Origin of the sequence: Noviherbaspirillum album, from assembly GCF_035916955.1 — a bacterium.
Classification (GTDB): domain Bacteria; phylum Pseudomonadota; class Gammaproteobacteria; order Burkholderiales; family Burkholderiaceae_D; genus Noviherbaspirillum; species Noviherbaspirillum album.
The window spans coordinates 205,050-230,076 of sequence record NZ_JAWIIV010000005.1 but is presented as its reverse complement, the minus strand read 5'-3'; the positions used below and the strand labels follow the sequence as shown (position 1 = coordinate 230,076).

The 25,027-nt window shown below is 60.4% G+C and carries 23 protein-coding genes and 1 tRNA gene; 8 read left to right on the top strand and 16 right to left on the bottom strand.

Annotated elements, in window-relative coordinates; translation table 11 throughout:
- Positions 1-18: 18 nt before the first annotated feature.
- Positions 19-474: an outer membrane lipoprotein gene (locus RY831_RS08770; protein ID WP_326505946.1), complete on the top strand. Its 456-nt coding sequence runs from the start codon at positions 19-21 to the stop codon at positions 472-474.
- A gap of 283 nt (positions 475-757) precedes the next feature.
- Here RY831_RS08770 and RY831_RS08765 read toward each other — a convergent pair whose 3' ends face one another.
- The 10 genes from RY831_RS08765 to RY831_RS08720 all read right to left on the bottom strand — a co-directional run bounded on the left by RY831_RS08765 (position 758) and on the right by RY831_RS08720 (position 12,017).
- Positions 758-1,300 (bottom strand): YggT family protein, encoded by a 543-nt coding sequence (locus RY831_RS08765; protein ID WP_326505945.1) that lies wholly within the window; start codon positions 1,298-1,300, stop codon positions 758-760.
- A gap of 96 nt (positions 1,301-1,396) precedes the next feature.
- Positions 1,397-1,951, bottom strand: a complete 555-nt coding sequence (locus tag RY831_RS08760; protein WP_326505944.1) for a histone H1-like repetitive region-containing protein — start codon at positions 1,949-1,951, stop codon at positions 1,397-1,399.
- Positions 1,952-2,184: 233 nt separating this feature from the next.
- Positions 2,185-2,367, bottom strand: coding sequence for a hypothetical protein (locus tag RY831_RS08755; RefSeq protein ID WP_326505943.1), 183 nt, complete (start codon positions 2,365-2,367; stop codon positions 2,185-2,187).
- Between the two features lie 110 nt (positions 2,368-2,477).
- Complete coding sequence (locus RY831_RS08750; RefSeq protein ID WP_326505942.1) at positions 2,478-3,653, bottom strand: ribonucleotide-diphosphate reductase subunit beta; 1,176 nt, start codon at positions 3,651-3,653, stop codon at positions 2,478-2,480.
- Positions 3,654-3,742: 89 nt separating this feature from the next.
- On the bottom strand, positions 3,743-6,700 hold the full coding sequence (locus RY831_RS08745; protein WP_326505941.1) for a ribonucleoside-diphosphate reductase subunit alpha: 2,958 nt from the start codon (positions 6,698-6,700) through the stop codon (positions 3,743-3,745).
- Between the two features lie 373 nt (positions 6,701-7,073).
- Positions 7,074-7,667, bottom strand: coding sequence for a 1,6-anhydro-N-acetylmuramyl-L-alanine amidase AmpD (gene ampD, locus RY831_RS08740; protein ID WP_326505940.1), 594 nt, complete (start codon positions 7,665-7,667; stop codon positions 7,074-7,076).
- Positions 7,664-9,139: a sigma-54-dependent transcriptional regulator gene (locus RY831_RS08735; RefSeq protein WP_326505939.1), complete on the bottom strand. Its 1,476-nt coding sequence runs from the start codon at positions 9,137-9,139 to the stop codon at positions 7,664-7,666. The genes ampD and RY831_RS08735 overlap by 4 nt, the downstream gene beginning before the upstream one ends.
- 70 nt (positions 9,140-9,209) lie before the next feature.
- Entirely contained in the window at positions 9,210-10,901 is a 1,692-nt protein-coding gene (locus RY831_RS08730; protein ID WP_326505938.1) for a sensor histidine kinase, read from the bottom strand.
- A gap of 43 nt (positions 10,902-10,944) precedes the next feature.
- The gene (locus RY831_RS08725) at positions 10,945-11,211 is read right to left on the bottom strand and encodes a PP0621 family protein (protein WP_326505937.1); all 267 of its coding nucleotides are present in this window, start codon (positions 11,209-11,211) and stop codon (positions 10,945-10,947) included.
- The gene (locus tag RY831_RS08720) at positions 11,208-12,017 is read right to left on the bottom strand and encodes a cytochrome C assembly family protein (RefSeq protein ID WP_326505936.1); all 810 of its coding nucleotides are present in this window, start codon (positions 12,015-12,017) and stop codon (positions 11,208-11,210) included. The genes RY831_RS08725 and RY831_RS08720 overlap by 4 nt, the downstream gene beginning before the upstream one ends.
- 337 nt (positions 12,018-12,354) lie before the next feature.
- Between RY831_RS08720 and ffh the strand changes: the two genes are divergently transcribed.
- Together ffh and RY831_RS08710 are read left to right on the top strand one after the other, a co-directional pair.
- Positions 12,355-13,722 (top strand): signal recognition particle protein, encoded by a 1,368-nt coding sequence (gene ffh, locus RY831_RS08715; protein ID WP_326505935.1) that lies wholly within the window; start codon positions 12,355-12,357, stop codon positions 13,720-13,722.
- Positions 13,723-14,053: 331 nt separating this feature from the next.
- Positions 14,054-14,560 carry an SWIB/MDM2 domain-containing protein gene (locus RY831_RS08710; RefSeq protein WP_326505934.1) on the top strand — a complete coding sequence of 169 codons (507 nt, stop codon included), beginning with the start codon at positions 14,054-14,056 and terminating at the stop codon, positions 14,558-14,560.
- Positions 14,561-14,681: 121 nt separating this feature from the next.
- Here RY831_RS08710 and RY831_RS08705 read toward each other — a convergent pair whose 3' ends face one another.
- Together RY831_RS08705 and RY831_RS08700 are read right to left on the bottom strand one after the other, a co-directional pair.
- Positions 14,682-15,281, bottom strand: coding sequence for a lytic transglycosylase domain-containing protein (locus RY831_RS08705; RefSeq protein WP_437126240.1), 600 nt, complete (start codon positions 15,279-15,281; stop codon positions 14,682-14,684).
- Between the two features lie 17 nt (positions 15,282-15,298).
- Complete coding sequence (locus RY831_RS08700) at positions 15,299-17,023, bottom strand: proline--tRNA ligase (RefSeq protein ID WP_326505932.1); 1,725 nt, start codon at positions 17,021-17,023, stop codon at positions 15,299-15,301.
- 197 nt (positions 17,024-17,220) lie between these two features.
- Here RY831_RS08700 and RY831_RS08695 point away from each other — a divergent pair, with 197 nt between their 5' ends.
- On the top strand, positions 17,221-17,796 hold the full coding sequence (locus RY831_RS08695; RefSeq protein ID WP_326505931.1) for an RNA pyrophosphohydrolase: 576 nt from the start codon (positions 17,221-17,223) through the stop codon (positions 17,794-17,796).
- Between the two features lie 56 nt (positions 17,797-17,852).
- Positions 17,853-18,389, top strand: a complete 537-nt coding sequence (locus RY831_RS08690; protein WP_326505930.1) for a CNP1-like family protein — start codon at positions 17,853-17,855, stop codon at positions 18,387-18,389.
- A gap of 88 nt (positions 18,390-18,477) precedes the next feature.
- Here the strand turns inward: RY831_RS08690 and proB are convergent, their stop codons facing one another.
- From proB to rplU, 4 genes are all read right to left on the bottom strand, one after another.
- Entirely contained in the window at positions 18,478-19,596 is a 1,119-nt protein-coding gene (proB, locus tag RY831_RS08685) for a glutamate 5-kinase (protein WP_326505929.1), read from the bottom strand.
- Between the two features lie 137 nt (positions 19,597-19,733).
- Complete coding sequence (obgE, locus tag RY831_RS08680; protein ID WP_326505928.1) at positions 19,734-20,843, bottom strand: GTPase ObgE; 1,110 nt, start codon at positions 20,841-20,843, stop codon at positions 19,734-19,736.
- A gap of 102 nt (positions 20,844-20,945) precedes the next feature.
- A complete protein-coding gene (gene rpmA, locus RY831_RS08675) occupies positions 20,946-21,203 on the bottom strand; it encodes a 50S ribosomal protein L27 (RefSeq protein ID WP_326505927.1) in 258 nt (85 codons plus the stop codon).
- Positions 21,204-21,239: 36 nt separating this feature from the next.
- Positions 21,240-21,551 carry a 50S ribosomal protein L21 gene (gene rplU / locus RY831_RS08670; protein WP_326505926.1) on the bottom strand — a complete coding sequence of 104 codons (312 nt, stop codon included), beginning with the start codon at positions 21,549-21,551 and terminating at the stop codon, positions 21,240-21,242.
- A 280-nt stretch (positions 21,552-21,831) separates the two neighbouring features.
- On the opposite strand from rplU, the gene ispB reads away from it, so the two are divergent.
- From ispB to pilB, 3 genes are all read left to right on the top strand, one after another.
- Positions 21,832-22,782 carry an octaprenyl diphosphate synthase gene (gene ispB, locus RY831_RS08665; RefSeq protein WP_437126239.1) on the top strand — a complete coding sequence of 317 codons (951 nt, stop codon included), beginning with the start codon at positions 21,832-21,834 and terminating at the stop codon, positions 22,780-22,782.
- 47 nt (positions 22,783-22,829) lie between these two features.
- Positions 22,830-22,906, top strand: a tRNA-Pro gene (locus tag RY831_RS08660).
- A gap of 423 nt (positions 22,907-23,329) precedes the next feature.
- A complete protein-coding gene (gene pilB / locus RY831_RS08655; protein ID WP_326505997.1) occupies positions 23,330-25,021 on the top strand; it encodes a type IV-A pilus assembly ATPase PilB in 1,692 nt (563 codons plus the stop codon).
- Positions 25,022-25,027 lie beyond the last annotated feature (6 nt).

Here is a 25,027-nt window from a genome sequence, read left to right as displayed (position 1 = left end):
CATTTTGCAGGAGGCAGCATGCACGTCAGAAGTCTGTCATGGGCCGCCGTGGTCGCGGCGCTAACGCTCGCTTCCTGCACGTCTGCGCCTTCGTCGTCACCCGTCACATCGTCGACCCAGGGCGTTACCGTCGTCCAGACCGGCCAGGTGACGGAGGTAAAGGACGTTACCCGGCATGACGGCCGCAGCACCGGACTCGGTTCCTTCATCGGCAGCATTCTCGGCGGCATCGCGGGCAGCAACATCGGCAGCGGCACCGGCAGTGCCGTGGCCGGCATCGGCGGCGCGATTGCAGGCGGCATGGCGGGCCAGCACGCGGAACAGTCGAATTCGAGCAGGAACAGCACCGAACTCACGGTGCGCTTGGACAATGGAGAGGCGCGGACTTTTGCCGTTGCCCCGGAAGACAATTTCCGCGTCGGCGAGACGGTACGCGTGTCCACCAACAACGGCGTGGTGCGCGTGACGCGCTGATGGCCGCATCGATGCGGCTACGGCTCTGGATGAGCCATCCGGCGACGCTGCCTGCACTTGCGATCCGGTAGCATCGCCGCGCAGGCCCGTCATCAAGCCCCTACCTTATACCAATCCCAAGCCATTCCATGACATGAGATCGCGTCTTTTTCCGTCTGGCCGCGTTGCACTCGTCATCCATAGCCCGCTATGGATTCCTGATCCGCACTTCGGCCTCGCCAGGCGAAAAAATTCATCGATCTCATTTGTCATGTTATGACTTGGGATTGGTATTACTCTCGCCTCACAGCAGGGAAGTGATCACCGCCCTCGTCACCATCATCGCAATCTGCAGAAGGATCAGGGCGACCAGCGGGCTCAGGTCGATATTACCCACCAGAGGCACGATACGGCGCAGCGGTCGCAACAGAGGATCGTTCAATGCTCGGATGAACGGCGCGAGCGGCGCATGCGGATTCACCCAGCTGAAAATGGCTTCGATGATCAGCAGGCCGATGAAGCCGTAGAAGATCCACTCGAAGAAACGCAGCAGGGACAATACGACAAGGAATTCCGGTGCGAAGCGGGACGCGATCGCAAGATTGATGGCGATCGAGAGAACGATGATCAGGATTGCGCCGATCAAGCTTGCCCAGTCGTAGCCGCCCACGCCCGGCAGCAGACGCCGCAGTGGCCGGACGAGCCAGTCGGTCAGTTGAAAGATGAACTGCCCGAGGGTTGTCGGGGGTCTTACCCTTACTACCTGCATCCAGAACCGCAGTAACAGGACACCACCCAAAACGCTTGCAATGGTATCGACGATCAAGGTAAGTATGCTAGTCAGCACTATCTGGTCTCCACATGAAAAAGCCCGTTGTGCGGCTAAGGGCCACGCAACGGGCATTTTGCCTGAACTTAATCAGGCGCGTGAGCAAGCTAAGCGTTAAGGACGTGTGCCGGTCGGAAACGGCCAAGCCGCTGCCGGGTTCAACACAGTCTTTACTGCAGGTGCTGCTGCCGGTTTGGCGGCAGGTTTTGCTGCAGGCTTCTTGGCGGCAGCGGCCTTCTTCGGAGCGGCTGCTTTCTTAGAAGCGGCTGCCTTTTTTGCAGCAGGCTTGGCGGCAGGCTTCTTGGCTGCAGCGGCCTTCTTGGGAGCTGCGGCTTTCTTAGCTACCGGCTTCTTGGCTGCAGCGGCCTTCTTGGGAGCTGCTGCTTTCTTGGCTACCGGCTTCTTGGCTGCTGCTTTCTTCGGAGCTGCCGCTTTCTTGGCTACCGGCTTCTTGGCTGCTGCTGCTTTCTTCGGAGCTGCCGCTTTCTTGGCTACCGGCTTCTTGGCTGCTGCTGCTTTCTTCGGAGCTGCTGCCTTCTTCGCTACCGGCTTCTTGGCTGCTGCTGCTTTCTTCGGAGCTGCTGCCTTCTTCGCTGCAGGTTTCTTAGCTGCTGCCGGCTTCTTCGCCGGGGCTGCCTTCTTAGCAGCCGTTTTCTTTGCTGTTGCCATTTGTTTCTCCTTCACGTGATGGAAAATTCAAACTTCGAGGTTGGAAACCCGCCTGTCCCATCGCGATGAGCCATGCGGATTATTCATCGGCACAAGCAAGCGTCTGCTTGCGCTAATGAATTCGGCACCAGCTGAACTGCTGCATCACCTCAAACATGCAGCACTTCAGCCTCTTTCAGCTACGCCTCTCTTTTGAAAATCACTGCTGCGCGTCAGCAATGACGGAGGACTTCTTACCGCGCGCAAATGGCGCTGCGGTTGCCGTAGCCAAAAAAAACGCCGGCAACAAAGCCGGCGCGGGAATACGCTTTCTGAAAAACCACCAGGTTTTTCAGAGAAAAAGCCGCCTTGCCCGACAGCGTCGGGGTCAGCGGCGTTAACAGTGATGATCCTGTCGTTCGTCTACTGTCCATCAAATTTGGTGATAGTCCTTGGTGATCGGTCAGCTTCGTCGTGTTCCGTATCCGATACTTTGTCGGCCGACCGTTTTATCTCCATCAGCTCGCTCATTACGAGTCGAGAGTTTTTATTCCCAGTTCAGTGCACCACCGGTCTGGTATTCGATCACGCGAGTCTCGAAGAAGTTGCGCTCCTTCTTCAGGTCGATCATCTCGCTCATCCACGGGAAGGGATTCTCTTCCTGCGGGAACATCGGATCAAGACCGATCTGTTGTGCTCGACGATTCGCGATGAACCTCAGATACCCTTTGAACATCGGCGCATTCAAACCAAGCACTCCACGCGGCATTGTATCCTCTGCGTAGCGATATTCCAACTCCACGGCGCGCAAAAACAACGATTTAATCTCTTCGCGGAATTCGACAGTCCACAGATGCGGATTCTCGAGCTTGATTGTATTGATGAGATCGATCCCGAAGTTGCAGTGCATCGACTCATCGCGCAGGATGTATTGATACTGCTCAGCTGCACCCATCATCTTGTTCTGACGGCCGAGCGCGAGGATCTGCGTGAAGCCGACATAGAAGAACAGGCCCTCCATCAGGCAGGCGAACACGATCAGCGAACGAAGCAGTGTCTGGTCGGCTTCGACGGTTCCGGTCTTGAATTCCGGATTGGTCAGCACGTCGATGAACGGGATCAGGAATTCATCCTTGTCGCGGATCGACGCGACTTCATGGTACGCATTGAAGATCTCGCCCTCATCAAGGCCGAGCGACTCAACGATGTACTGGTAGGCATGCGTGTGGATTGCTTCCTCAAATGCCTGGCGCAGCAGGTACTGGCGGCACTCGGGCGCGGTGATGTGGCGGTAGGTGCCCAGCACGATATTGTTGGCGGCCAGCGAATCGGCAGTGACGAAGAAGCCGAGGTTGCGCTTGACGAGGCGGCGCTCGTCTTCGGTCAGGCCGTTCGGATTCTTCCACAGCTCGATATCGCGCTGCATGTTGATTTCCTGCGGCATCCAGTGATTGGCGCAGCCGGCCAAGTACTTGTCCCAGGCCCACTTGTACTTGAAGGGCACGAGCTGGTTGACGTCGGTCTGGCCGTTGATGATGCGCTTGTCGGCGGCATTGACGCGGCGCGAGGCATCCTCGGCCGGCGCTTTGGCGACCAGGGCCGGATTGAGTGCGGTGCTGGCGAACTGGGCATTGAGCGCGGACGGAGTGGCCGGCGCCGGAATTGGTTGCGGTGCCTGAGCAGGTTTGGCGGCAGGAGTTACTTCGTCATCCCAACTGAGCATGGTTGTTCTTCCTTACGATTATTGTAGTGGTACTAGCGTGATGTTCAAGCCGGCGCCGCAAACTTTGCGCGCCGGCTTCATGCCGAATATTACTGGCAGGCTTCGCATTCATCGAAGCCGGGGTCGCCCGGACGCATCATGCATGCCGGTCCGGCGAGCTCGACATCCGCGGCGGCCGCAGAGGCTACCGGCCCCGCAGATGCCGCCGGAGCTGCCGCGACGGGTGCCGAGGCGCCCATGCCGCTGCCGACGCCGGAAGTTACCGACACCGCATTCAGTGCGCCCGTCTTGCTGGTCGACTTCTCCGCATGAGTGGCGCCGATCGTGCGCAGGTAGTAAGTCGTCTTCAGGCCGCGCAGCCATGCAAGCTTGTAGGTCTCGTCGAGCTTCTTGCCCGATGCACCGGCCATGTAGATGTTCAACGATTGCGCCTGGTCAATCCATTTCTGGCGACGAGATGCTGCTTCCACCAGCCACTTCGGCTCGACTTCGAATGCGGTCGCGTAGATTTCGCGCAGGTCTTCCGGGATGCGGTCGATCTTGGCGAGGCTGCCGTCGAAGTACTTGAGATCGGCAATCATCACTTCATCCCACAGGCCGCGCGCCTTCAGGTCGCGTACCAGGTGCTCGTTGATCTCGGTAAATTCGCCGGACAGGTTCGACTTCACATACAGGTTCTGGTAAGTCGGCTCGATGCAGGCGGACACGTCGATGATGTTGGAAATGGTCGCCGTCGGCGCGATCGCCACGCAGTTCGAGTTACGCATGCCGAACTGCTTGATGCGGGAGCGCAGCGCCGACCAGTCCATCGTCTCAGTAGTATCGACCTCCAGATAGCCGCCGCGTTCCTCTGCCAGCAGCTTGAGGGAGTCCTGCGGCAGGATGCCACGGTCCCACAGCGAGCCGCGGTAGGAGCTGTAGCGGCCGCGCTCTTCCGCCAGTTCGGTCGATGCCCAGTAAGCGTAATAGCAGACGGCTTCCATCGAGCGGTCGGCGAATTCCACCGCGTCCATCGATGCATACGGAACACGCATCATGTGCAGGCAGTCCTGGAATCCCATGATGCCCATACCGACCGGACGATGGCGCAGATTGGAATCGCGCGCCTTCTTCACCGCGTAATAGTTGATGTCGATCACGTTGTCGAGCATGCGCATCGCGGTGCGGATGGTCCGCTCGAGCTTGGCGTGATCGAGCTTGCCGTCCTTCATGTGGGCCGGCAGGTTGACCGAGCCGAGGTTGCAGACCGCAATTTCGGACTCGTTGGTGTTGAGCGTGATCTCGGTGCACAGGTTCGAGCTGTGGACGACGCCGACATGCTGCTGCGGGGAACGGATATTGCAAGGATCCTTGAACGTGATCCAGGGATGGCCGGTCTCGAACAGCATCGACAGCATCTTGCGCCACAGGTCGAGCGCCTGCACCTTCTTGAACAGCTTCAGGTCGCCGCGCGCCGCCTTGGCTTCGTAGCCGGTGTAGGCTTCCTCGAAGGCCTTGCCGTATTTTTCATGCAGGTCGGGAACGTCGGACGGCGAGAACAGCGTCCATTCGCCCTTTTCCATCACGCGCTTCATGAACAGGTCGGGAATCCAGTTCGCGGTGTTCATGTCGTGCGTGCGGCGGCGGTCGTCGCCGGTGTTCTTGCGCAGGTCGAGGAATTCCTCGATGTCCATGTGCCAGGTTTCCAGGTAGGCACAGACCGCGCCCTTGCGCTTGCCGCCCTGGTTGACCGCGACGGCGGTGTCGTTGACCACCTTCAGGAACGGGACCACGCCCTGCGACTTGCCGTTGGTGCCCTTGATGTGGGCGCCGAGCGCGCGCACCGGGGTCCAGTCATTGCCCAGGCCGCCGGCGAACTTTGCCAGCAATGCGTTTTCCTTGATCGCCTCGTAGATGCCGTCGAGGTCGTCGGCCACGGTGGTCAGGTAGCAGGACGAGAGCTGCGAACGTTGTGTGCCGGAATTGAACAGCGTCGGCGTCGAGCTCATGAAGTCGAACGAGGACAGCAGGTTGTAGAACTCGATGGCGCGCGCTTCGCGGTTGATCTCGTTGAGCGCCAGGCCCATCGCCACGCGCATGTAGAACGCCTGCGGCATTTCGATGCGGGTGCCTTCGATGTGCAGGAAGTAGCGGTCGTACAGCGTCTGCAGGCCAAGGTAGCCGAACTGCAGGTCGCGGTCGGGCTGCAGCGCCTCGGCCAGCTTGGCGAGGTCGAACTGGGCCAGCTTGGTGTCGAGCAGTTCTGCCTCGATGCCCTTCTTGATGTATCTGGGGAAGTAATCGATGTAGTGCGCGGCGGCATCAGCCTGCGCGACTTCCTGGCCGAAGACTTCCTTGCGGATGGTGTGCATCAGCAGGCGAGCGGTTACCTTGCTGTAGGCAGGGTCTTTTTCCATCAGCGCGCGGGCAGCCAGGATGGCGGACTTGTGCAGCTCTTCCACGGGCACGCCGTCGTACAGGTTCTTGACGGTCTCGGCCAGGATGGCTTCGGCATCGACATGCTTTTCCAGGCCGACGCAGGCGGCCGTGATCAGCGCGCGCACCTGGTTGAGATCGAGCGGACGGCGCTGGCCGTCTTCCATCACATGCAGCTGCGGCTCGTCAGCGGCCGGCCTGGCGGCGTGCTGCTGCGCGCGCTCTTCCATGCGCTTGGCGCGATACAGCACGTAGGCGCGGGCGACATCATGCTCGCCCGAACGCATCAACGCCAGTTCCACCTGGTCCTGGATATCCTCGATATGGAAGGTCCCGCCCGCCGGCTGGCGGCGCACCAGCGCCGAGACCACGCCGGCGGTCAGCTGCTCGACCAGCTCGCGCACGCGCGCCGAAGCGGCGCCCTGCCCGCCGTTCACGGCGAGGAAAGCCTTCGTCATCGCGATGGATATCTTCGACGGCTCGAAGCCGACGACCGCGCCGTTGCGGCGGATGATCTTGTAATCGCCGAGATTGACGTTCATGTTGGCGGTGGAAGCTGAGGTGGGGGCATGAGGAGGGACCAGGCCGAATTCGGTGCCAGACTTGTGTGAAACTTCTTGCGTTGAGTGCATCTCGCCTCCAGACGTATCGCGACAGCTATGCAGCTGCGATGGTTATCAATTAGAACGCCCCTTGCAGGCAACGTTCGCGTGCTCAATGCAAACCGGTCCCAGCGGCGCGAGCGACGCCCTGCCCGGGGTCTGGCATCGTGCCGTTCGGATTGCATTCATATGGGAGAGCTGTTCAATGCCCACCCGCTACTGCATGTTTACACTGAGGAACTACTTGAACAGCCCGTTTTGGGAGTTATCGGGGGTGACTACTAGATATAGTGGTGCATGCCTCGATTGATACTAATTCTAGTGCCGGGTGTTTAGGTATGCAACCCTTTTTATTTGATACGCAATAAAAATAGGCCGCTTCGACCCTTGACTTTTATACGATTCACTCAGGAAATTTAAGCGCATTCAGGGCTGGATTTTCGACTGCTTGATGAATCAAGGACTTGCGATAACGATCCCAGTCGAAGAAGGGACCGGGGTCGGTCTTGCGGCCTGGCGCGATGTGTTCATGTCCCATCACCGCCGACAGCCGATAGCGCTGGGTGAGCGACATGGTCAAGGCGGCCAGCGCTTCATATTGTGCGGGCTCGAACGGCTGGAAGTCGCTGCCCTCGAGCTCGATCCCGATCGAGAAGTCGTTGCAGCGCTCGCGGCCGCAGAATGTAGACAGGCCGGCATGCCATGCCCTGTCGTTCGCCGACACGAATTGAATCACATGGCCGTCTCGGCGCACCAGGAAATGCGCCGAGACCTTCAGTGTCCGAAGCTGATCGAAGTAGGGATGCGCATCGCAGTCGAGGCGGTTGCCGAACAGGTCGGCGATATAGGGACCGCCGAACTGGTCGGGCGGCAGGCTGATGTTGTGGATGACGAGCAGGTCGGTCACCGTGTCGGGATGGCGCGCGTCGAAGTTCGGCGACGGCTGGCGTTCGACATCGTCCGCCCAGCCATCCTCATTGATGAAGTAGCGATTCATTGTTCTGACTGTGGAATGGACAGCCGCTGCATGCGGTACTTCAGCTGCCGTTGGCTCAGGCCGAGCTTTTCCGCTGCTTGCGCCTGGTCGAAGCGAACGCTTTCCAGCGTGCGCCTGATGACCTGCCGCTCGACCTTGTCCAGCTGCTCGACCAGCGAAGCGGACCCTGAAGCGTCCCCTACCGCGCCAGCAGCCTCCGCCTGGAGAAGGGATGGCGAAGGCGAAGATGACGGTGAGGACTGAGTCGACGCCGGTGCGGGGGCCGCGGCCGGCGGCCGGGGCGGAATCTGCACGCGGTCGGGCGGCATCGACGCGCCGCGCTTCAGCGCGAGGTCCGCCACTTCGATCACGCCGTCATTGGCGAAGGCCATAGCGCGCTCAAGCACGTTCTCGAGTTCGCGCACATTTCCGGGAAAGGAGTAGCCGCGAAGTGCTTCCAGCGCGGTCGGCGACAAGACGGTCGGCGTGCCGGCGCCGGATAGTCGGGCGAGAATAGCATCGGACAGCAGTGCAATGTCGTCCAGGCGTTCGCGCAGCGGCGGCAGTCGCAGCTCGATCACATTGAGCCGGTAATAGAGATCCTGGCGGAACTTTCCCTGTTCGACGCATTCGGCCAAATTCTGGTGCGTTGCACTGACCAGACGCACGTCGACCGCTTCCTCGCTGGTCGCGCCGACCTTGCGCACGCGCCGTTCCTGGATGGCGCGCAACAGCTTGACCTGCATCGGCAGCGGAAGGTCGGCCACCTCATCGAGCATCAGCGTGCCGCCGTTGGCAGCCTGGAAAAAGCCTTCGCGGTCGTCGTTCGCGCCGGTGAATGCCCCCTTGCGGTAGCCGAAGAACTCGGCCTCCATCAGCGCTTCCGGAATCGCTCCGCAATTGACGGCGATGAAAGGCTTGTCCGCCCGGGCGCTGTGCGCATGGATGTCGCGCGCAGCCAGTTCCTTGCCGCTTCCCGATTCGCCGGTGATGGCGACCGGAGCCATGCTGCGCGCGAGCCGGATGATTTGCGCTCGCAGATCCTGCATCACGGCGGATTGCCCGACCAGCGGCGATGCACTCGCCGGCGCCGGCGCCGCGGTTGCACCCGCCGGAGAATCGGCCTTGCGGATGCGCAATGCCGACTGCACCATCAGGCGCAGCTGGTCAAGCGCCACCGGCTTGCTGAGATAGTCGAAGGCGCCCGCCTTCAGCGCCGACACCGCATTGTCGGTGCTGCCGTAAGCGGTGATGACCGCGATCGGCGTGTTCCTGTACTGGGCGCTGACCTCGCGCACCAGCTCGATGCCCAGGCCGTCGGGCAAGCGCATGTCGGTCAGGACCAGGCCGTATTCATGCTGCGCCAGCCGGCTGCGGGCAGCCGCGAGGCAATCGGCGCTGTCGACGTCGAGCCCCATCTTGACCAGCGTGATCTCGAGCAATTCGCGCAGGTCGGCTTCGTCATCGACTACCAGGATACGAGGTGCGGTCATGTCTATATATATAGTAGGGTTGCGCCGGGAGCGCTGCGGGCTTCAAGAGTGAATGGAATATTGAAGCGGACTAGACGGCGAAGGTGATCACGAAGCGCCCGCTCGGTTCACCCGATCCGCCGTCGGGCAACTCCGCCCGGTATTCGTAATCCAGCATGGCGCCATTATTCAAGCACAACTCGCGCGCGACATAGAGACCGAGGCCGGTGCCCTTGCTGGACGTAGTGTAGAACGGCTCGAACAGATGCGCCCGCACCTCCGGCGTAATAGCTGGACCGTCGTCCTGTATGTGAAGTTCCAGTCGATTGGCTGCCGGTAACACTGCATGAATGCAAATGCTGGCCGGCCGGCCGCTGGCATAGCGAAGCGCGTTCGACAGCAGGTTGACGACGACCTCGCGCAGATGAAGCGCATCGAATCGGACCTGGAGTTGCGCCATGTCCGCCAGGCGGATCAGGTCCGGCGTCATTGCGTGAGTCGAATGGGTAGTTCTGATATCCCCCACCAGCTCCGACAGGAAGGGTGCAAGCCGCACCGGATCGGCCTGCGCATGGGCCTTGCGCGACAGTTTCAGGATATCTTCGATCATGCGGTTGAGTCGCACCACATTGTCGCTGACGATATTGAGCAGGCGCTTCTGGGTCGGTTCGAGGACGTCTTCGCCCAGCAACGACGCCGCATGGGAAATCGCCGACAGCGGATTGCGCACTTCGTGTGCGATGCTGGCAGTCAGGCGCCCCATGGAAGCCAGCTTGAGCTGCTGTGCCTGGTTCTCGATCTCGCTGACATCCTGCAGAAAGATCACGGTCCGGTCATTGGTCAGGCCGGCCCCCTCCACCATCGCGAAGCGCAGCTTGAGATGCGCGGCCAGATCGCGCCGGGCGTCGCGCGCGCCGCCTCTCGTATTGCCGCCCACTGGCTTGACCTTGACGTAGACCGAGGATGAGCCGTCATGCGTCATGCGCAGGGAATCGCCCTTGCGCCATGCGGTGAAGGCATCGGCAATCGGTCCCAGCGCGGGCAGGTCGGCCAGCCGGTAGCGCGGCTGGCCGTAGGCGACCGACATGCCCAGCATGCGTTCGGCCGAGGGATTGCCTGCGAATACTTCGGTATCGTCGCCGACCACGAGAATGCCGTCCCCCATGTCGGCAATCACCAGGCGGTTGATGGCTTCCTGCAGCTGCAGATCCCTGCCCCGCTGCGCGGCCAGCGCCTCCTGCTTGATCAGCCTGGCCGCCAGCCGGTTGACGAGGAAGATGGCGGCGAAAAAGGCCGCTCCCACCAGGCCGGCCTGCGAAGGCGATACGTCGGCCGTCGAGCTGAGCGTCTGGACAACGCTTTCGGTCAGCAGGATCAGCGTGACGATCGATACGAAAAACAGGGCCATGACCAGGGGCGCGAGAATGGCGACACCGGACAGCGGGAACAGGTAAAGGATCGCAAGCCCACTGCGGGCGCCGCCGGCGAACACGTACAGCAATGAAATTGCCCCGATATCGATGGCCAGCTGGGTCAGCAGCTGCAGCATGAAGCGCCGCCGCGCGTAGGTTGCCAGCAGCCCGAAACCGATAGCGACCAGCAGGTACAGGAAACAGGTTTGCCAGTCGGCAAACCGATCGACCAACTGTTCTCCCTTGATGGCGTTGATGCTGAAATAGGCCAGCAGCACCACCGTGATCAGGATGCGGGTGATGCAGAAGGTCTGGAGCGTGCGCCAGAAAGTGTCGCGGCTTTCCGGGAACGAGGCGGGCGTGATGACCATGGATTATCGTCCGGCCGCCATGCGCATCGAGCAGAGGATGTAACTAGCGCCGCTCATGCTGGAGGCGGTGATCTTCGCTGCAGAAGGGTGCACCCGTGGCGCCGATCACGGCTTCGGAATAGGGAAGATGGACGCCGCATCGGGTACAGGGAATGATGGCTTCCGCATCGCCCGGACCGTGGCGCCTGGCCGAAGCGGATGCAGATGCAGATGCCGAGGGCGGCTTTCGGGCCGCCTTCTGCTTTTTCCTGCTGAGGAAGATCCAGAAAACGATCAGCGCCGCGACCAGTACCCAGACCAGCAGTTTCATGCGAGGCTCCGGTGAAGCACCACTTCCAGCACGAAGCGGCTGCCGACATAGGCCAGCAGCAGCGTGCCAAAGCCGGTAAGCGTGAAGCGCAGCGCGGTCTTGCCGCGCCAGCCGCGCCAGACCCGCCCTGCCAGCAACAGCCCGAAAAGTGCCCAAGACAGCAGAGTGAACAGTGTCTTGTGATCCCAGCGGAAAGCCGTGCCGAACAATTCTTCGGAGAAGAACACGCCCGACAACACCGTCAGCGTCAGCAGTGCGAAGCCGAAGCTGATCATGCGGAACAGCAGCTTTTCCATCGTCAGCAACGCCGGCAGGCGCTCGATCGCCACAGCAAGCCAGCGGCCGCGCGCCTCCCCCGGCGATGCATGCAGCTGCGACTCCTGCAACGCCATGAGTACCGCATGGAAGGCAGCGATCGTCAACGAGCTGTAGGCCAGGATGGCAATGGCGACATGCCACGGAAACAGCGCGGAACGCCCCTCCAGCGGAATCAGGCTGCCCGGGAAAATCACCGGAAGAATGACCGCCAGCGCTGCCGTCGGCAGGACCAGCACGCGCAGTCCGTCAAGCGAGAAATTGCGGTTCTCAAGCCAGTATGCACCAACCGAAATCCATAAGGTGGCCGACAGCACGATGGCAAAGCCGATCCGCAGCGTGCCCGGACTGAGCATGTCCGCCCACAAGGCTCCGCCATGCAGCGCCCAGCCGATCGCAGTCGCCACGGAAATGGCCGTGCGTCGCTTCGATGGCAGGGCGGCGCCGACCGCATACAACACGGCTGCCAATACGAAAAAATAGGTATGCATTTATGCAGGTAGGGCTGGGCAGGGTTGGTTGGAAATCCGAGTTTACTACACCGCGTGTTTCCGGTGCGGTGGATGCATGGTCGATACACGGCAGATATGCAGCGGGTCGGACTTGGATGGCTCGGCGGCGAGCCAGCTTGTCGGCGGCCGCGGATGCGGGAGCGGATACCCGATGAAAATCCCCGATTTCCCGCCGCGGAAAGCTTTGCATCCTGGCATGCCCGTACGCTCGCGGGCGCTGCGGGCGCCGGGAACAAAGCCGGCATCGGGTAGAATGAACGCTTTCCGCTGCCCTCCGCGCGCAGCGTCTGTTCACTTCCAGAGATACCGTCCTCCCATGCTCGACAATCTTACCCAACGGCTTGCCAAAGTTGTCAAAACGATGCGCGGTGAAGCGCGTCTGACCGAATCCAACACCGCAGAGATGTTGCGCGAGGTGCGCCTGGCGCTGCTCGAGGCCGACGTCGCGCTGCCCGCGGTGCGCGAATTCATTGCCCGCGTCAAGGAAAAGGCAATGGGCGAGGAAGTCATCGGCTCGCTGACGCCGGGACAGGCGCTGGTGGGCGTGGTGCAGCGCGAGCTGGCCTCGATCATGGGAGGCGACCTCGGACCGGACGCATCCCAGCTCAATTTTGCAACCCAGCCGCCGGCGATCATCCTGATGGCCGGCCTGCAGGGCGCCGGCAAGACCACCACCGTCGGCAAGCTTGCCAAATTCCTCAAGGAACAGAAGAAGAAAAAGGTGCTCACCGTCTCCGCCGACGTCTATCGTCCGGCCGCCATCGGCCAGTTGCAGACGGTGACGGCCCAGGTCGGCGCCGATTTCTTTCCGTCCCAGCCCACGGACAAGCCGGTCGACATCGCGCTGGCGGCGCTCGACTATGCAAAGAAGCATTATCACGACGTGCTGATCGTCGACACCGCCGGCCGACTGGGCATCGACGAGGCGATGATGCAGGAAATCGCCGCCCTGCACGGCGCGCTCAAGCCGATTGAAACCCTGTTCGTGGTCGATGCGATGCTCGGCCAGGACGCCATCAATACCGCCAAGGCATTCAACGAAGCGCTGCCGCTGACCGGCATTGTGCTGACCAAGCTCGACGGCGATGCCCGCGGCGGCGCGGCGCTCTCGGTGCGCCACATCACCGGCAAGCCTGTCAAATTCGCCGGCGTGGCCGAGAAACTGGACGGCCTTGAGCCCTTCGACCCGAACCGCATGGCCAACCGCATCCTGGGCATGGGCGACATCCTTGCGCTGGTCGAGGAAGCCCGGAAGGGGGTCGACGTCGAAGCCGCCAAGGACCTGGCCGAGAAGATCAAGGGCGGCGGCAAGTTCGACCTCAACGACTTCAAGTCGCAGCTAAGCCAGATGAAGAAGATGGGCGGGCTGTCCGGCCTCATCGACAAGCTTCCGGCGCAATTCCAGCAGGCGGCAGGCAACGCCGACATGGATCAGGCGGAAAAGCAGGTGCGCCGCATGGAAGGCATCATCAATTCCATGACGCCGCAGGAACGCGCCAAGCCCGAACTGATCAAGGCATCGCGCAAGCGGCGCATCGCCACGGGAGCCGGCGTGCAGGTCCAGGAAGTCAACCGCATGCTGGCCCAGTTCGAGCAGATGCAATCCATGATGAAGAAGCTCAAGGGCGGCGGCATGATGAAAATGATGCGCAACATGAAGGGCATGATGCCGGGCGCCCGATAACTCCTGCCGCCCCCCTCTGCCCGCGCGGTGGCACCACCGTCACCGCGCCCTTCTTTTCTTCCCTTCTCTTTTCCCTCCTCCTGCCCCTCCTCGCAAATCGGCACCGGCTGCGCGCACACTTTCAGGCGTCGCGGTTCGATGAACCCAGCCCAGGCACCGTCAACGGACCTCGATCCACGTGTTTTCCTCTATGAAGAAAGGCCTTGACGCCTTCTAGAGAATTCATAACAAACCGATCAAAAAACACTTGCATACCTCGCAAAACCGCACCACTATTAGCGTTGCGTGATATGACGCAATTTCCCACACAATTTGTGAAGGAGGCTTGAAGATGGCAACAGCCAAGAAACCCGCGGCCAAGACGGCCGCCAAGAAGCCCGCAGCGAAGAAGGCCGCGGCAAAACCCGCAGCAAAGAAAGCTGCTCCGGCGAAGAAGGCCGCAGCACCTGCAAAGAAGGCGGCAGCAAAGCCGGCAGCAAAGAAAGCCGCTGCAAAGCCCGTAGCGAAGAAGGCGGCGGCTCCGGCGAAGAAGGCCGCGGCACCTGCAAAGAAGGCAGCTCCGGCAAAAAAGGTTGCGAAAGTACCCCGCAAGCCGAATGCAGCATTCATGAAACCGCTGACTCCGTCCGAAACGCTGGGCGCGGTGATCGGCGCGAATCCGCTGCCGCGCACTGAAGTCACCAAGAAGGTCTGGGACTACATCAAGAAGAACAAGCTGCAGGACGATGCGAACAAGCGCATGATCAATGCAGACGACAAGTTGAAAGCCGTGTTTGGCGGAAAGAAGCAAGTGTCGATGTTTGAAATGACCAAACTCATTTCCAGCCACCTGCAATAATTTGTCTTTCCGGAAGCCAAAAAAACACGCCCGCATCGCGCGGGCGTTTTTGTTTGTGCGGGGCAGACGGCAGCGGGCAGGATTCCAGTGTCTCCCCATGCCAGGGGCCGGACACCGCGCCTCAAGGACTGAATTCCCAGCGCTTCCATGCCGCCAGCACCGCATTCGGATACTCGGACCTGCCCCGGCTGCCGTTATAGCGGCCGAGGGCCAGATACAGATTGCCCTTCTCCATGTCGAGATAGTGGCGCAGGATTGAGCAGCCATAGCGCAGATTGGTCTGCATGTTGAACAGCTTGCGCCGGTCTCCGTCGCCGATGACACGGGTCCAGAAAGGCATCACCTGCATGTAGCCATGGGCACCCACCGGCGACACCGCATACTTGCGAAAGCCGGATTCGACCTGGATCAGACCGAGCACGAGAGAAGGCTCGAGCCCGGCCCGCTTGGCTTCGTACCAGGCGGTTTGCAGGAATTCCCGTCTGACCTGCATGTCGGGCAGCCGCTTCTTGAGCCGCTCCGACATTTCACCAAGCCAGCGCAGGTACTTGATCCGCTCTTCGATATCGGCAAATTCCGGTTTCGGCGGACGCGTATCGCTGATTGACCGCGCGAGGGCCAGGCGCACCCCATCGCCCAGCGCCTCTTCCTTCTGGTTGCCGGCATGGGCGCAGACTGTAGCCGCCAGGGCCAGGGGTATGACCAGGCGGCGCAAGGACAGGCATTTCACGCTGTTGCTCAGGATGCGAGTCTGGCCTTGACGAAGCCGAGCATTTCCGCCACCGGTACCGGTGTCGCCTCGGCGTCGCGCCGTCCCTGGTACTCGAGCTTGCCATCCTTGAGGCCGCGGTCGCCGATGACAACGCGGTGCGGTACGCCGATCAGTTCCCAGTCGGCAAACATGACGCCCGGACGTTCGCCGCGGTCATCCACGATGACATCCACCCCGGCGGCCAGCAGGCTTTCATACAGACGCTCCGTTTCCGCCTTGACGGCTTCGCTGCGGTCGTAGCCCATGGGGCACAGGACCACCTCGAACGGCGCGATGGACGCCGGCCAGATGATGCCCCGGTCGTCGAAGTTCTGTTCGATTGCAGCGCCCAGAATGCGGGTGACGCCGATGCCGTAGCATCCCATCTGTATCAGCTGCGGCTTTCCGGTCTCGTCGAGATAGGTGGCCTTCATATCCTCGGAATAGCGGGTGCCGAGCTGGAATACATGACCCACTTCGATGCCGCGCTGGATGGCGAGCTTGCCCTTGCCGTCCGGAGAAGCATCGCCGGCGACCACGTTGCGCAAGTCTGCCACCACCGGCTCGGGAAGATCGCGGCCCCAATTGACGCCGGTATAGTGGAAGTCTTCCTCGTTGGCACCGCACACGAAGTCGGCCATCATGGCGACGGTGCGGTCGGCCACAATCCTGACCGGCTTCTTGGTACCGATCGGGCCGAGGTAGCCTGGCTTGGTGCCGAACCATTCCAGGATTTCCCCCTCGCTGGCGAAACGGTAATTGGCCAGTCCGGCCACCTTGCTTGCCTTGATCTCGTTCAATTCATGGTCGCCGCGCAACAGCAGCAGCCAGATTTCCTTGTCCGCATCTTCCTTTTCGACTGCAAGGACGATGGATTTGACGGTCTGCGACAGCGGCAGGCTCAAGAGTTCGGCCACATGCTCGCATTTCGCCTTGCCCGGCGTGGGCGTCTTGGCAAGCGGCTGCGCCGCCGCCGCGCGTTCGCCCGCGGGAGCCAGGGCTTCGGCAGCCTCGATGTTGGCAGCGTAGTCGGACTCCGGGCAATACACCAGCGCATCCTCGCCGGTATCGGCAATGACGTGGAATTCATGCGAGCCGGAGCCGCCGATGGCGCCGTTATCTGCAGCCACCGCGCGGAATTGCAGGCCGAAACGGTCGAAGATGCGCACATAGGCGTCGTACATCGCCTTGTAGGAGGCTTGCATTCCCGCCACGTCGCGGTCGAAGGAATAAGCATCCTTCATCGTGAATTCCCGGCCGCGCATCAGACCGAAGCGGGGACGGCGCTCGTCGCGGAACTTGGTCTGGATATGGTAGAAGTTGATCGGCAGCTGGCGGTAGGACTTGATCTCGGTGCGAACGACGTCGGTGATCACCTCTTCGGAGGTCGGCTGGATGGCGTAATCACGGCCGTGGCGGTCCTTGACGCGCATCAGTTCGGGCCCCATCTTGTCCCAGCGGCCGGTTTCCTGCCACAGCTCCGCGGGCTGGACCACCGGCATCAGCAATTCGACCGCGCCCGCTCGGTTCATTTCCTCGCGCACGATATTTTCCACCTTGCGGATCACGCGCAGGCCCATCGGCATGTAGGTATAGATGCCGGAGCCGAGACGTTTGATCATCCCTGCGCGCATCATCAGCTTGTGGCTGATGATTTCGGCGTCGGAGGGAGCTTCTTTTAGGGTGGAAATAAAAAATCGTGATGCACGCATGGCGGTGAATTCTTTTTAAAAAGAGAGGGTTATAATCGACTCAATTTTAAAGGATTAGCTGGCTGATGCATCCATTCCCGACACATTTGATTCGCGCTTGCGCTTCCGTCCTGCCGGTGCAGGATCGCAGCGTCCCGGCGCATGCAAAATTTGTAACGATGAGGATCGTCTAGCCGCAGAAAGTTTTGAGGTGCAACATGCTGGACCGGGAAGGCTTCCGCCCGAACGTCGGCATTATCCTGCTCAACACCCATAACGAGGTGTGGTGGGGTAAAAGGGTGCGCGAACATTCGTGGCAATTTCCGCAAGGCGGCATCAAGTTCGGGGAGACTCCCGAACAGGCGATGTATCGCGAACTGGAGGAAGAGGTTGGCCTGAAGGCCGAACATGTGAAGATCATCGGCCGCACGCGCGACTGGCTGCGCTATGAGGTTCCGGATCGCTTCATCAAGCGCGAGATACGCGGTCACTACAAGGGTCAGAAACAGATCTGGTTCCTGCTGCGCATGGTCGGGCGCGACTGCGACATCAACCTGAGAGGCACCGATCATCCGGAATTCGATGCATGGCGCTGGCACGACTACTGGGTGCCGCTGGACGTCGTGATCGAGTTCAAGCGCGAGGTCTACCAGAAGGCATTGCAGGAATTGTCGCGTTTCCTGAGCAGGCCTCCGCATGGCCAGCGCCATGGCGGAGCGCGCTATCTTCGCCAGAATCATGGCGGCCGCAGCGTGACCGACATGCAGCCGGCGGCCAAGCCGAAAACAGAGTAAGACGCAGCCAGGCCGTGCAGAGACGGCCTGCGCCGCATGCCGAGAGAGGAATTTCAATGACTGCAGGATGCTTCCGTGCGGCGCTGGTGGGAAGCGTGATGCTTCTTGCCTTGAGCGCACAAGGTCAATCCCGATTCGAAGAAGAGTTCGACGACAAGGACAAGCCGTGGCAGGAAATCGCCATACAGCTTCCGGCTCCCCCGAAACCTGAAAACCTGCTGCCGTTCTACGCCAATTCGGCTGGGACCCAGTCATTTGCCATCGACGCTGCTTCCGTCACGCGCGGGGCCGACAACGTGGTGCGCTATACGCTAGTCGCCACCAGCGACGGCGGAGCGCGCAATGTCAGCTATGAGGGTATCCGCTGCGAGAATTACGAGCGCAAGCTCTATGCATTCGGGCAGGCCGACGGCTCTTGGTCGCGCTCCCGGCGCGACCAATGGGAGAAGATTGCCACCCATACGCTGCACCGGCATCACGCCGTGCTGGCCAAGGATTATTTCTGCCAACAGCTTACCGTTGCAGGGACTCCCGAGCAGATGGTGGCAAGAATCCGGAGCAATCGTCCGATGACTTCGCAGCTCTACAAATAAGCCTGGCAGCTATGTAAATGTGCAAATGAAACAAGCCGGCGGTCCGGCTTGTGTGCTTGCTCATGCTTCGATTATGTGATGTTCCGGGTCAGAGCAGCACCATGTTGTCCCGGTGGATCAGCTCCGGATCTTCCATAAAGCCGAGTATGGACAAGATTTCCGTCGAGGGGCGGCGCATGATGCGGCGCGCTTCCGAACTGGAGTAATTGCTCATGCCGCGCGCCACCGCGCGTCCGTGTTCATCGATGCAGGTAATGACGTCGCCGCGGCCGAAATCGCCCGCCACTTCGATGACGCCGATCGGCAGCAGCGACTTGCCCTCCCCGGTCAGCTTCTGCACCGCGCCGCCATCCAGTACGACCTTGCCCGCGGTCTGCAGGTGATCTGCCATCCATTGCTTGCGCGCCGTCAGTTGCGCCGTCTGGGCGGCAAGCTGGGTACCGATGGCCTCGCCGCTCGCCAGGCGGGTCAGCACATGCTCTTCCCTGCCCCAGGCGATGACGGTATGCGCTCCGGATGTCGCGGCACGCTTGGCGGCCAGAATTTTGGTGAGCATGCCGCCACGGCCGATGCCGGTGCCGGCGCCGCCTGCCATCGCTTCGAGCGCGGGATCGCCGGCCTTGGCCTCATGCACGAACTGCGCAGCCGGGTCCTTGCGCGGGTCGGCGGTATAAAGGCCTTTCTGGTCCGTCAGGATCACCAGCGCGTCGCCTTCAATCAGGTTGGCAACCAGTGCGCCGAGCGTGTCGTTGTCGCCGAACTTGATCTCATCGGTGACCACCGTGTCGTTCTCGTTGATGATGGGAATGACGCCGAGATGCAGCAGGGTAAACAGCGTAGAACGCGCATTCAGATAGCGCTCCCTGTCCGCCAGGTCGGCATGGGTCAGCAGGACCTGTGCGGTGCGCAGCCCGTGATGCCGGAAACTGGTTTCATAGATCTGCGCAAGGCCCATCTGTCCGACTGCCGCACAGGCCTGCAATTCATGAATGGAAGTAGGCCGGCGATCAAAGCCGAGACGCTGCATGCCTTCGGCAATCGCTCCCGAACTGACCAGCACCACTTCCTTGCCAAGCGCGCGCAGCTGCGCGATCTGCTCCGCCCATTTTGCAATGGCCGCGGCATCGAGACCCTTGCCATCGTTGGTCACCAGCGATGAGCCGACCTTGATGATGAGACGTTTAGCCTTCTGAATGACAGAATTCATATGAATTGGGATCGGGTTACGCGAAGAGTACGGCAAGGGCCTTGCAACAACGGCCTTGGGGCGGCGCCCACCGCGTGTCGCCCGCCCCTGCATGCCTGCATAGGCAATTGGTGAACAGTGGTCAGCCCGCCGGAATATTATTCCATGACTTTGAAGCGTGGGTCATCCGGATCGATGGAGCTGATCGCTCGTGCCGGCTCCGTGATCTGAGTTTCCTCGGACCTGAATTCCTGCTGCCGCTGCTCCGCAAGATACTCGTAGATGGCCATGACCAGGTCTTCGCAACCCTCTCGCGTCAGCGCCGAAATCTCAAACACCGGCCCTTTCCAGCCGAAGCGCTTGATGAAGTCCTTGACCCGCTTCTTGCGCTCGTCTTCCGGCACCACGTCGAGCTTGTTCAGCACCAGCCAGCGCGGCTTGTCATGGAGCGATTCGTCGTATTTCTTCAGCTCCTTGACGATCGCCTTGGCTTCCTTGACCGGATCCACCGTTTCTTCGAACGGGGCGAGATCGACGATATGCAGGAGCAGGCGGGTACGCTGCAGATGGCGCAGGAACTGGTGCCCGAGACCGGCGCCTTCCGCCGCGCCTTCGATCAATCCGGGAATGTCGGCAATGACGAAGCTCTTTTCGTGGCTGACGCGCACCACGCCTAGGTTGGGATGCAGCGTGGTGAATGGATAATCCGCGATCTTCGGCCGCGCATTGGAAACGGCGGTAATGAAGGTGGACTTGCCCGCGTTCGGCATGCCGAGCAGGCCGACGTCGGCGATCACTTTCAATTCCAGCTTGAGTTCGCGATGCTCGCCTTCCTTGCCGTCGGTCTTCTGACGCGGAGCGCGGTTGGTCGATGACTTGAAATGGATGTTGCCCCAGCCACCTTCGCCGCCCTTGGCAAGCAGCACCACCTGGCCGTGATCGGTCAGATCGGCAATCATTTCGCCGGTGTTGTAGTCGCTGATAAGCGTGCCGACCGGCATGCGCAGGGTCACATCGTCCGCGCCCTTGCCGTAGCAGTCGGAGCCGCGGCCGTTCTCGCCGTTCTTTGCCCTGTGCAGCTTGGAATAGCGAAAGTCGACCAGCGTGTTGATGTTGCGGTCGGCCACGGCCCAGATGCTGCCGCCCTTGCCGCCGTCACCGCCGTCCGGGCCGCCAAACGGTCGGAATTTTTCGCGGCAAAACGACGCGACGCCGTTACCGCCGTCTCCAGCAATGACTTCAATTTTTGCTTCGTCGATGAATTTCATGATTTGCCGCCAAAAATTGCTGTAAAAACTAAAAAGGCCCTACCGCCGGCAGAGCCTTTTTCATGGAAGGCTTTCGCCTCTTACTGCATCGTCAAGTCAGGCTTATGCCGGCTCTACAATGACAGTGTGACGCTGCGCCGCGCCCTTGGTGGTAAATTTCACCTTGCCGTCGATGAGCGCGAACAGGGTGTGATCCTTGCCCATGCCGACGTTCTCGCCTGCGTGCACGCGTGTGCCGCGCTGACGAATGATGATGCCGCCAGCGTTGATCGCTTGACCGCCGTAGACCTTGACGCCCAGTCGTTTCGACTCGGAATCGCGGCCGTTGCGCGTGGTGCCGCCGCCTTTTTTGTGTGCCATTTCAGACTCCTTGGTATCCGGTTAGCTCGACAACGATTACGCGTTGATCGAGACGATTTGCAATTCGGTGTAGTTTTGACGATGGCCCTGGCGCTTCTGGTAGTGCTTGCGGCGGCGCATCTTGAAAATTTTCACCTTATCGTGGCGACCGTGCGCCACAACCGTAGCCTGGACCTTGGCACCTTCAACCAGCGGCACACCAAATTTGATGGTGTCACCAGCGCCCACTGCGAGCACTTGATCAAGGGTGATTTCGGAACCAATGTCTGCCGGTATCTGTTCTACTTTAAGTTTTTCGCCAGCAGCAACTTTGTATTGCTTGCCGCCGGTTTTTATGACCGCGTACATGTGAAACCTCATCAGATAGTTTAAATAACTTTTTCCCCGACCTCGAAAACCTGCGCGAAAATTGCACATTCGCAATCGGGAAAACCCCTGATTATACATGGACTTAGAATGAGCGTCAAAAGGCTTTAACTGCCGATGCCCGCCCGCCTGGCGACCGCCGGCCCTTCCGAAGGAAGCGTTGGCAGAGAGCCATGCTTGTCGTCGTATAATTCCCGGAATTCATGAATTTGCAGGTTTCATCTTGTCTGCCCCCTCCCAGCCATCTTTCCAGAACAGCGTCATCCAGCCGATTGCCTCCGACATGGAGGCCGTCAACACTGTCATTCGCCAGCAGCTCCACTCGACGGTGCCGCTGGTCAACCAGATTGCGGATTACATCATCGGCGCCGGCGGAAAACGCATCCGCCCGATACTTGTACTGCTCACTGCCAACGCCTTCGGCTATCGCGGCGCACACCACCATGACTTGGCGGCCGTCGTGGAGTTCATTCACACGGCCACGCTGCTGCATGACGATGTCGTGGACGAGTCGTCGATGCGCAGGGGGCGGGAAACCGCGAACGCGATGTTTGGAAACGCCGCTTCGGTACTGGTGGGCGACTTCGTATATTCCCGCGCATTCCAGATCATGGTGGCGGTGCAGAATATGCGGGTGATGCAGATTCTTGCGGATGCAACGAATGTGATCGCCGAAGGAGAGGTGCTCCAGCTTCTCAACATGCATGATCCGGATGTTACCGAGGAACGCTACCTGCAGGTCATTCGCTCGAAGACAGCCAAGCTGTTCGAAGCCGCCGCCGAACTGGGCGCATTGATCGCCGGCGCGTCCGAAACGGATATCGCCTCCGCTGCGGAATATGGCCGCTCGCTCGGCACCGCCTTTCAGCTCATTGACGATGTCCTGGATTATTCAGGCAACTCCAGCGACATCGGCAAGAACATCGGCGACGACCTGCGCGAAGGCAAGCCCACCCTGCCGCTCATTTACCTGATGCGGCACGGCACGGAGCAGCAGCGGGAACTGGTGCGCGCCTGCATTACCAGCGGTGACGAACAGCATTTCGATGAAATTCTTTCTGCCATCACCACGTCCGGCGCGCTCGACTATACGAAGCAGGAAGCCGAGAAATCCGCCGCTCGCGCCGCGGATGCGATCGCCTCATTCGCAAATAGCCAATTCAAGGATTCTTTGCTACAATTGTGCGCTTTCGCAGTCGACCGAAATCACTAGCCAGTTTTTTGAACTGGCAAACATGCGGTGATCTGGTGGACTGCAAGCGGGGTGTAGCTTAGCCTGGTAGAGCGCTACGTTCGGGACGTAGAGGCCGGAGGTTCGAATCCTCTCACCCCGACCAATCTTGCATTGTCCTGGATTGGCATGAAGTTTTAAAAAATTCACAAGAAGCATCCCGATGATGCCTTGGCTCTTGAATCCCTGTTCTGGGATTTTTCTCACACGATCTTAATGCAGTGCTCTTCGGGAAAACCGCCCGATGTTTGCCGCTCGCAGACCTGTTACCAGGCCTCCCCCCTCCTTCTTATTGCCACCGTCTACCTAGACGCCGCGGCACCGGATGCGACATTTGCCGATTACCACAAGAACAATCCGTTCCCCGAATGTCACAGATGACGAGCGATATTGATGCCTGCTTGTCCAATTACTTTACAAATCAGATGCCTATAGGCATTATCTAATGCAATTTGGACGACTCTGACCTCATTCCGGCTCACTTATCTACATGGCGGCGGTACTCCCCAATCAGGCAGCAAATGCAGTGATGTCCGGCCTGGCGCGCGCGCTTGTGCAAGCCGGCAAGCTAACTGCGCAGCAAGCCGATGCGCTTGGCAAGCAGGCCGCTGCAGAAAAGCAGCCGTTCATCGATGTCCTTCTTCAAAGCGGCAGCATCGATGCCCGCGGCTTGGCGGTGTTCTGCTCCGAGACTTTTGGCTATCCGATCGCGGATTTCACCGCTTTCAACGTGGGCCACCTGCCGCAGAACATCCTCGACATCAAGCTGGCGCAGAAGCAGCGCGTCATCGCCCTTTCCAAGCGCGGCAACAAGGTGGCGGTCGCCATTTCGGATCCGACCAATACCCACATCCTCGACCAGATCAAGTTCCAGACCGAACTGATGGTGGAACCCATCATCGTCGAGCATCCGGTACTGGTACAGCTGCTGGAAAAGCTGGGAAAGACCGCCGAAGAAAACCTCGACGAAATGATCGGGGACGACCTCGATATCGATCTCAGCGAAATGGAAGCTGCCGCGCCCGCGGCGGCCGAGGTGCTGAATGCCGATATCGACGATGCCCCAGTCGTCCGGTTTCTGCAAAAAATACTGCTGGATGCGATCAACATGGGCGCATCCGACTTGCACTTCGAGCCTTTCGAAAAGTTCTATCGCATCCGCTTCCGGGTCGACGGCGTCCTGCGCGAGATTGCCCAGCCTCCGCTGGCGATCAAGGAAAAGCTGGCTTCCCGCATCAAGGTCATTTCCAAGCTGGACATCTCCGAAAAGCGCGTGCCCCAGGACGGCCGCATGAAGCTGGTGGTGTCCAAGAACAAGGCAATCGATTTCCGGGTGAGCACGCTGCCGACGCTATTCGGCGAAAAGATCGTGATGCGTATCCTGGACCCGAGCCAGGCGCAGCTGGGCATCGATGCGCTGGGCTACGACCCGGACCAGAAGGAATTGCTGCTCAAGGCGATCGAGCGCCCCTATGGGATGGTGCTGGTGACCGGCCCCACCGGTTCGGGCAAGACGGTATCGCTCTACACCTGCCTGAACATCCTGAACAAGCCGGGCATCAATATCTCGACGGCCGAAGATCCTGCAGAGATCAACCTGCCCGGCGTCAACCAGGTCAATGTCAACGATCGCGCCGGCCTCACCTTCTCCGCCGCGCTCAAAGCATTCCTGCGGCAGGATCCGGACATCATCATGGTGGGCGAGATCCGCGATCTGGAAACGGCGGATATCGCGATCAAGGCCGCCCAGACGGGTCACATGGTGTTCTCCACGCTGCATACGAATGACGCACCGTCGACGCTGACGCGCCTGATGAACATGGGCGTGGCCCCGTTCAACATCGCGTCGTCGGTCATCATGATCACCGCGCAGCGGCTTGCCCGCCGCCTGTGCACCTGCAAGCAGCCGGTCGTGATACCCGACGAGGCATTGCTGGAAGCGGGTTACAGGGAAGACGAACTGGACGGCACATGGACGCCCTACAAGCCGGTGGGCTGTGAACGCTGCAGCGGCAGCGGCTACAAGGGGCGCGTCGGCATCTACCAGATCATGCCGATCTCTGAAGATATCGAGCGCATCATTCTCGCGCATGGCACCGCAATGGAAATCGAAGAGCAATCGCGGCGCGACGGGGTGAGAACCCTGCGCGAATCCGGACTGGTCAAGGTCAAACAGGGATTGACGAGCCTGGAAGAAGTGCTCGGCTGCACCAACGAATAGCAAGGG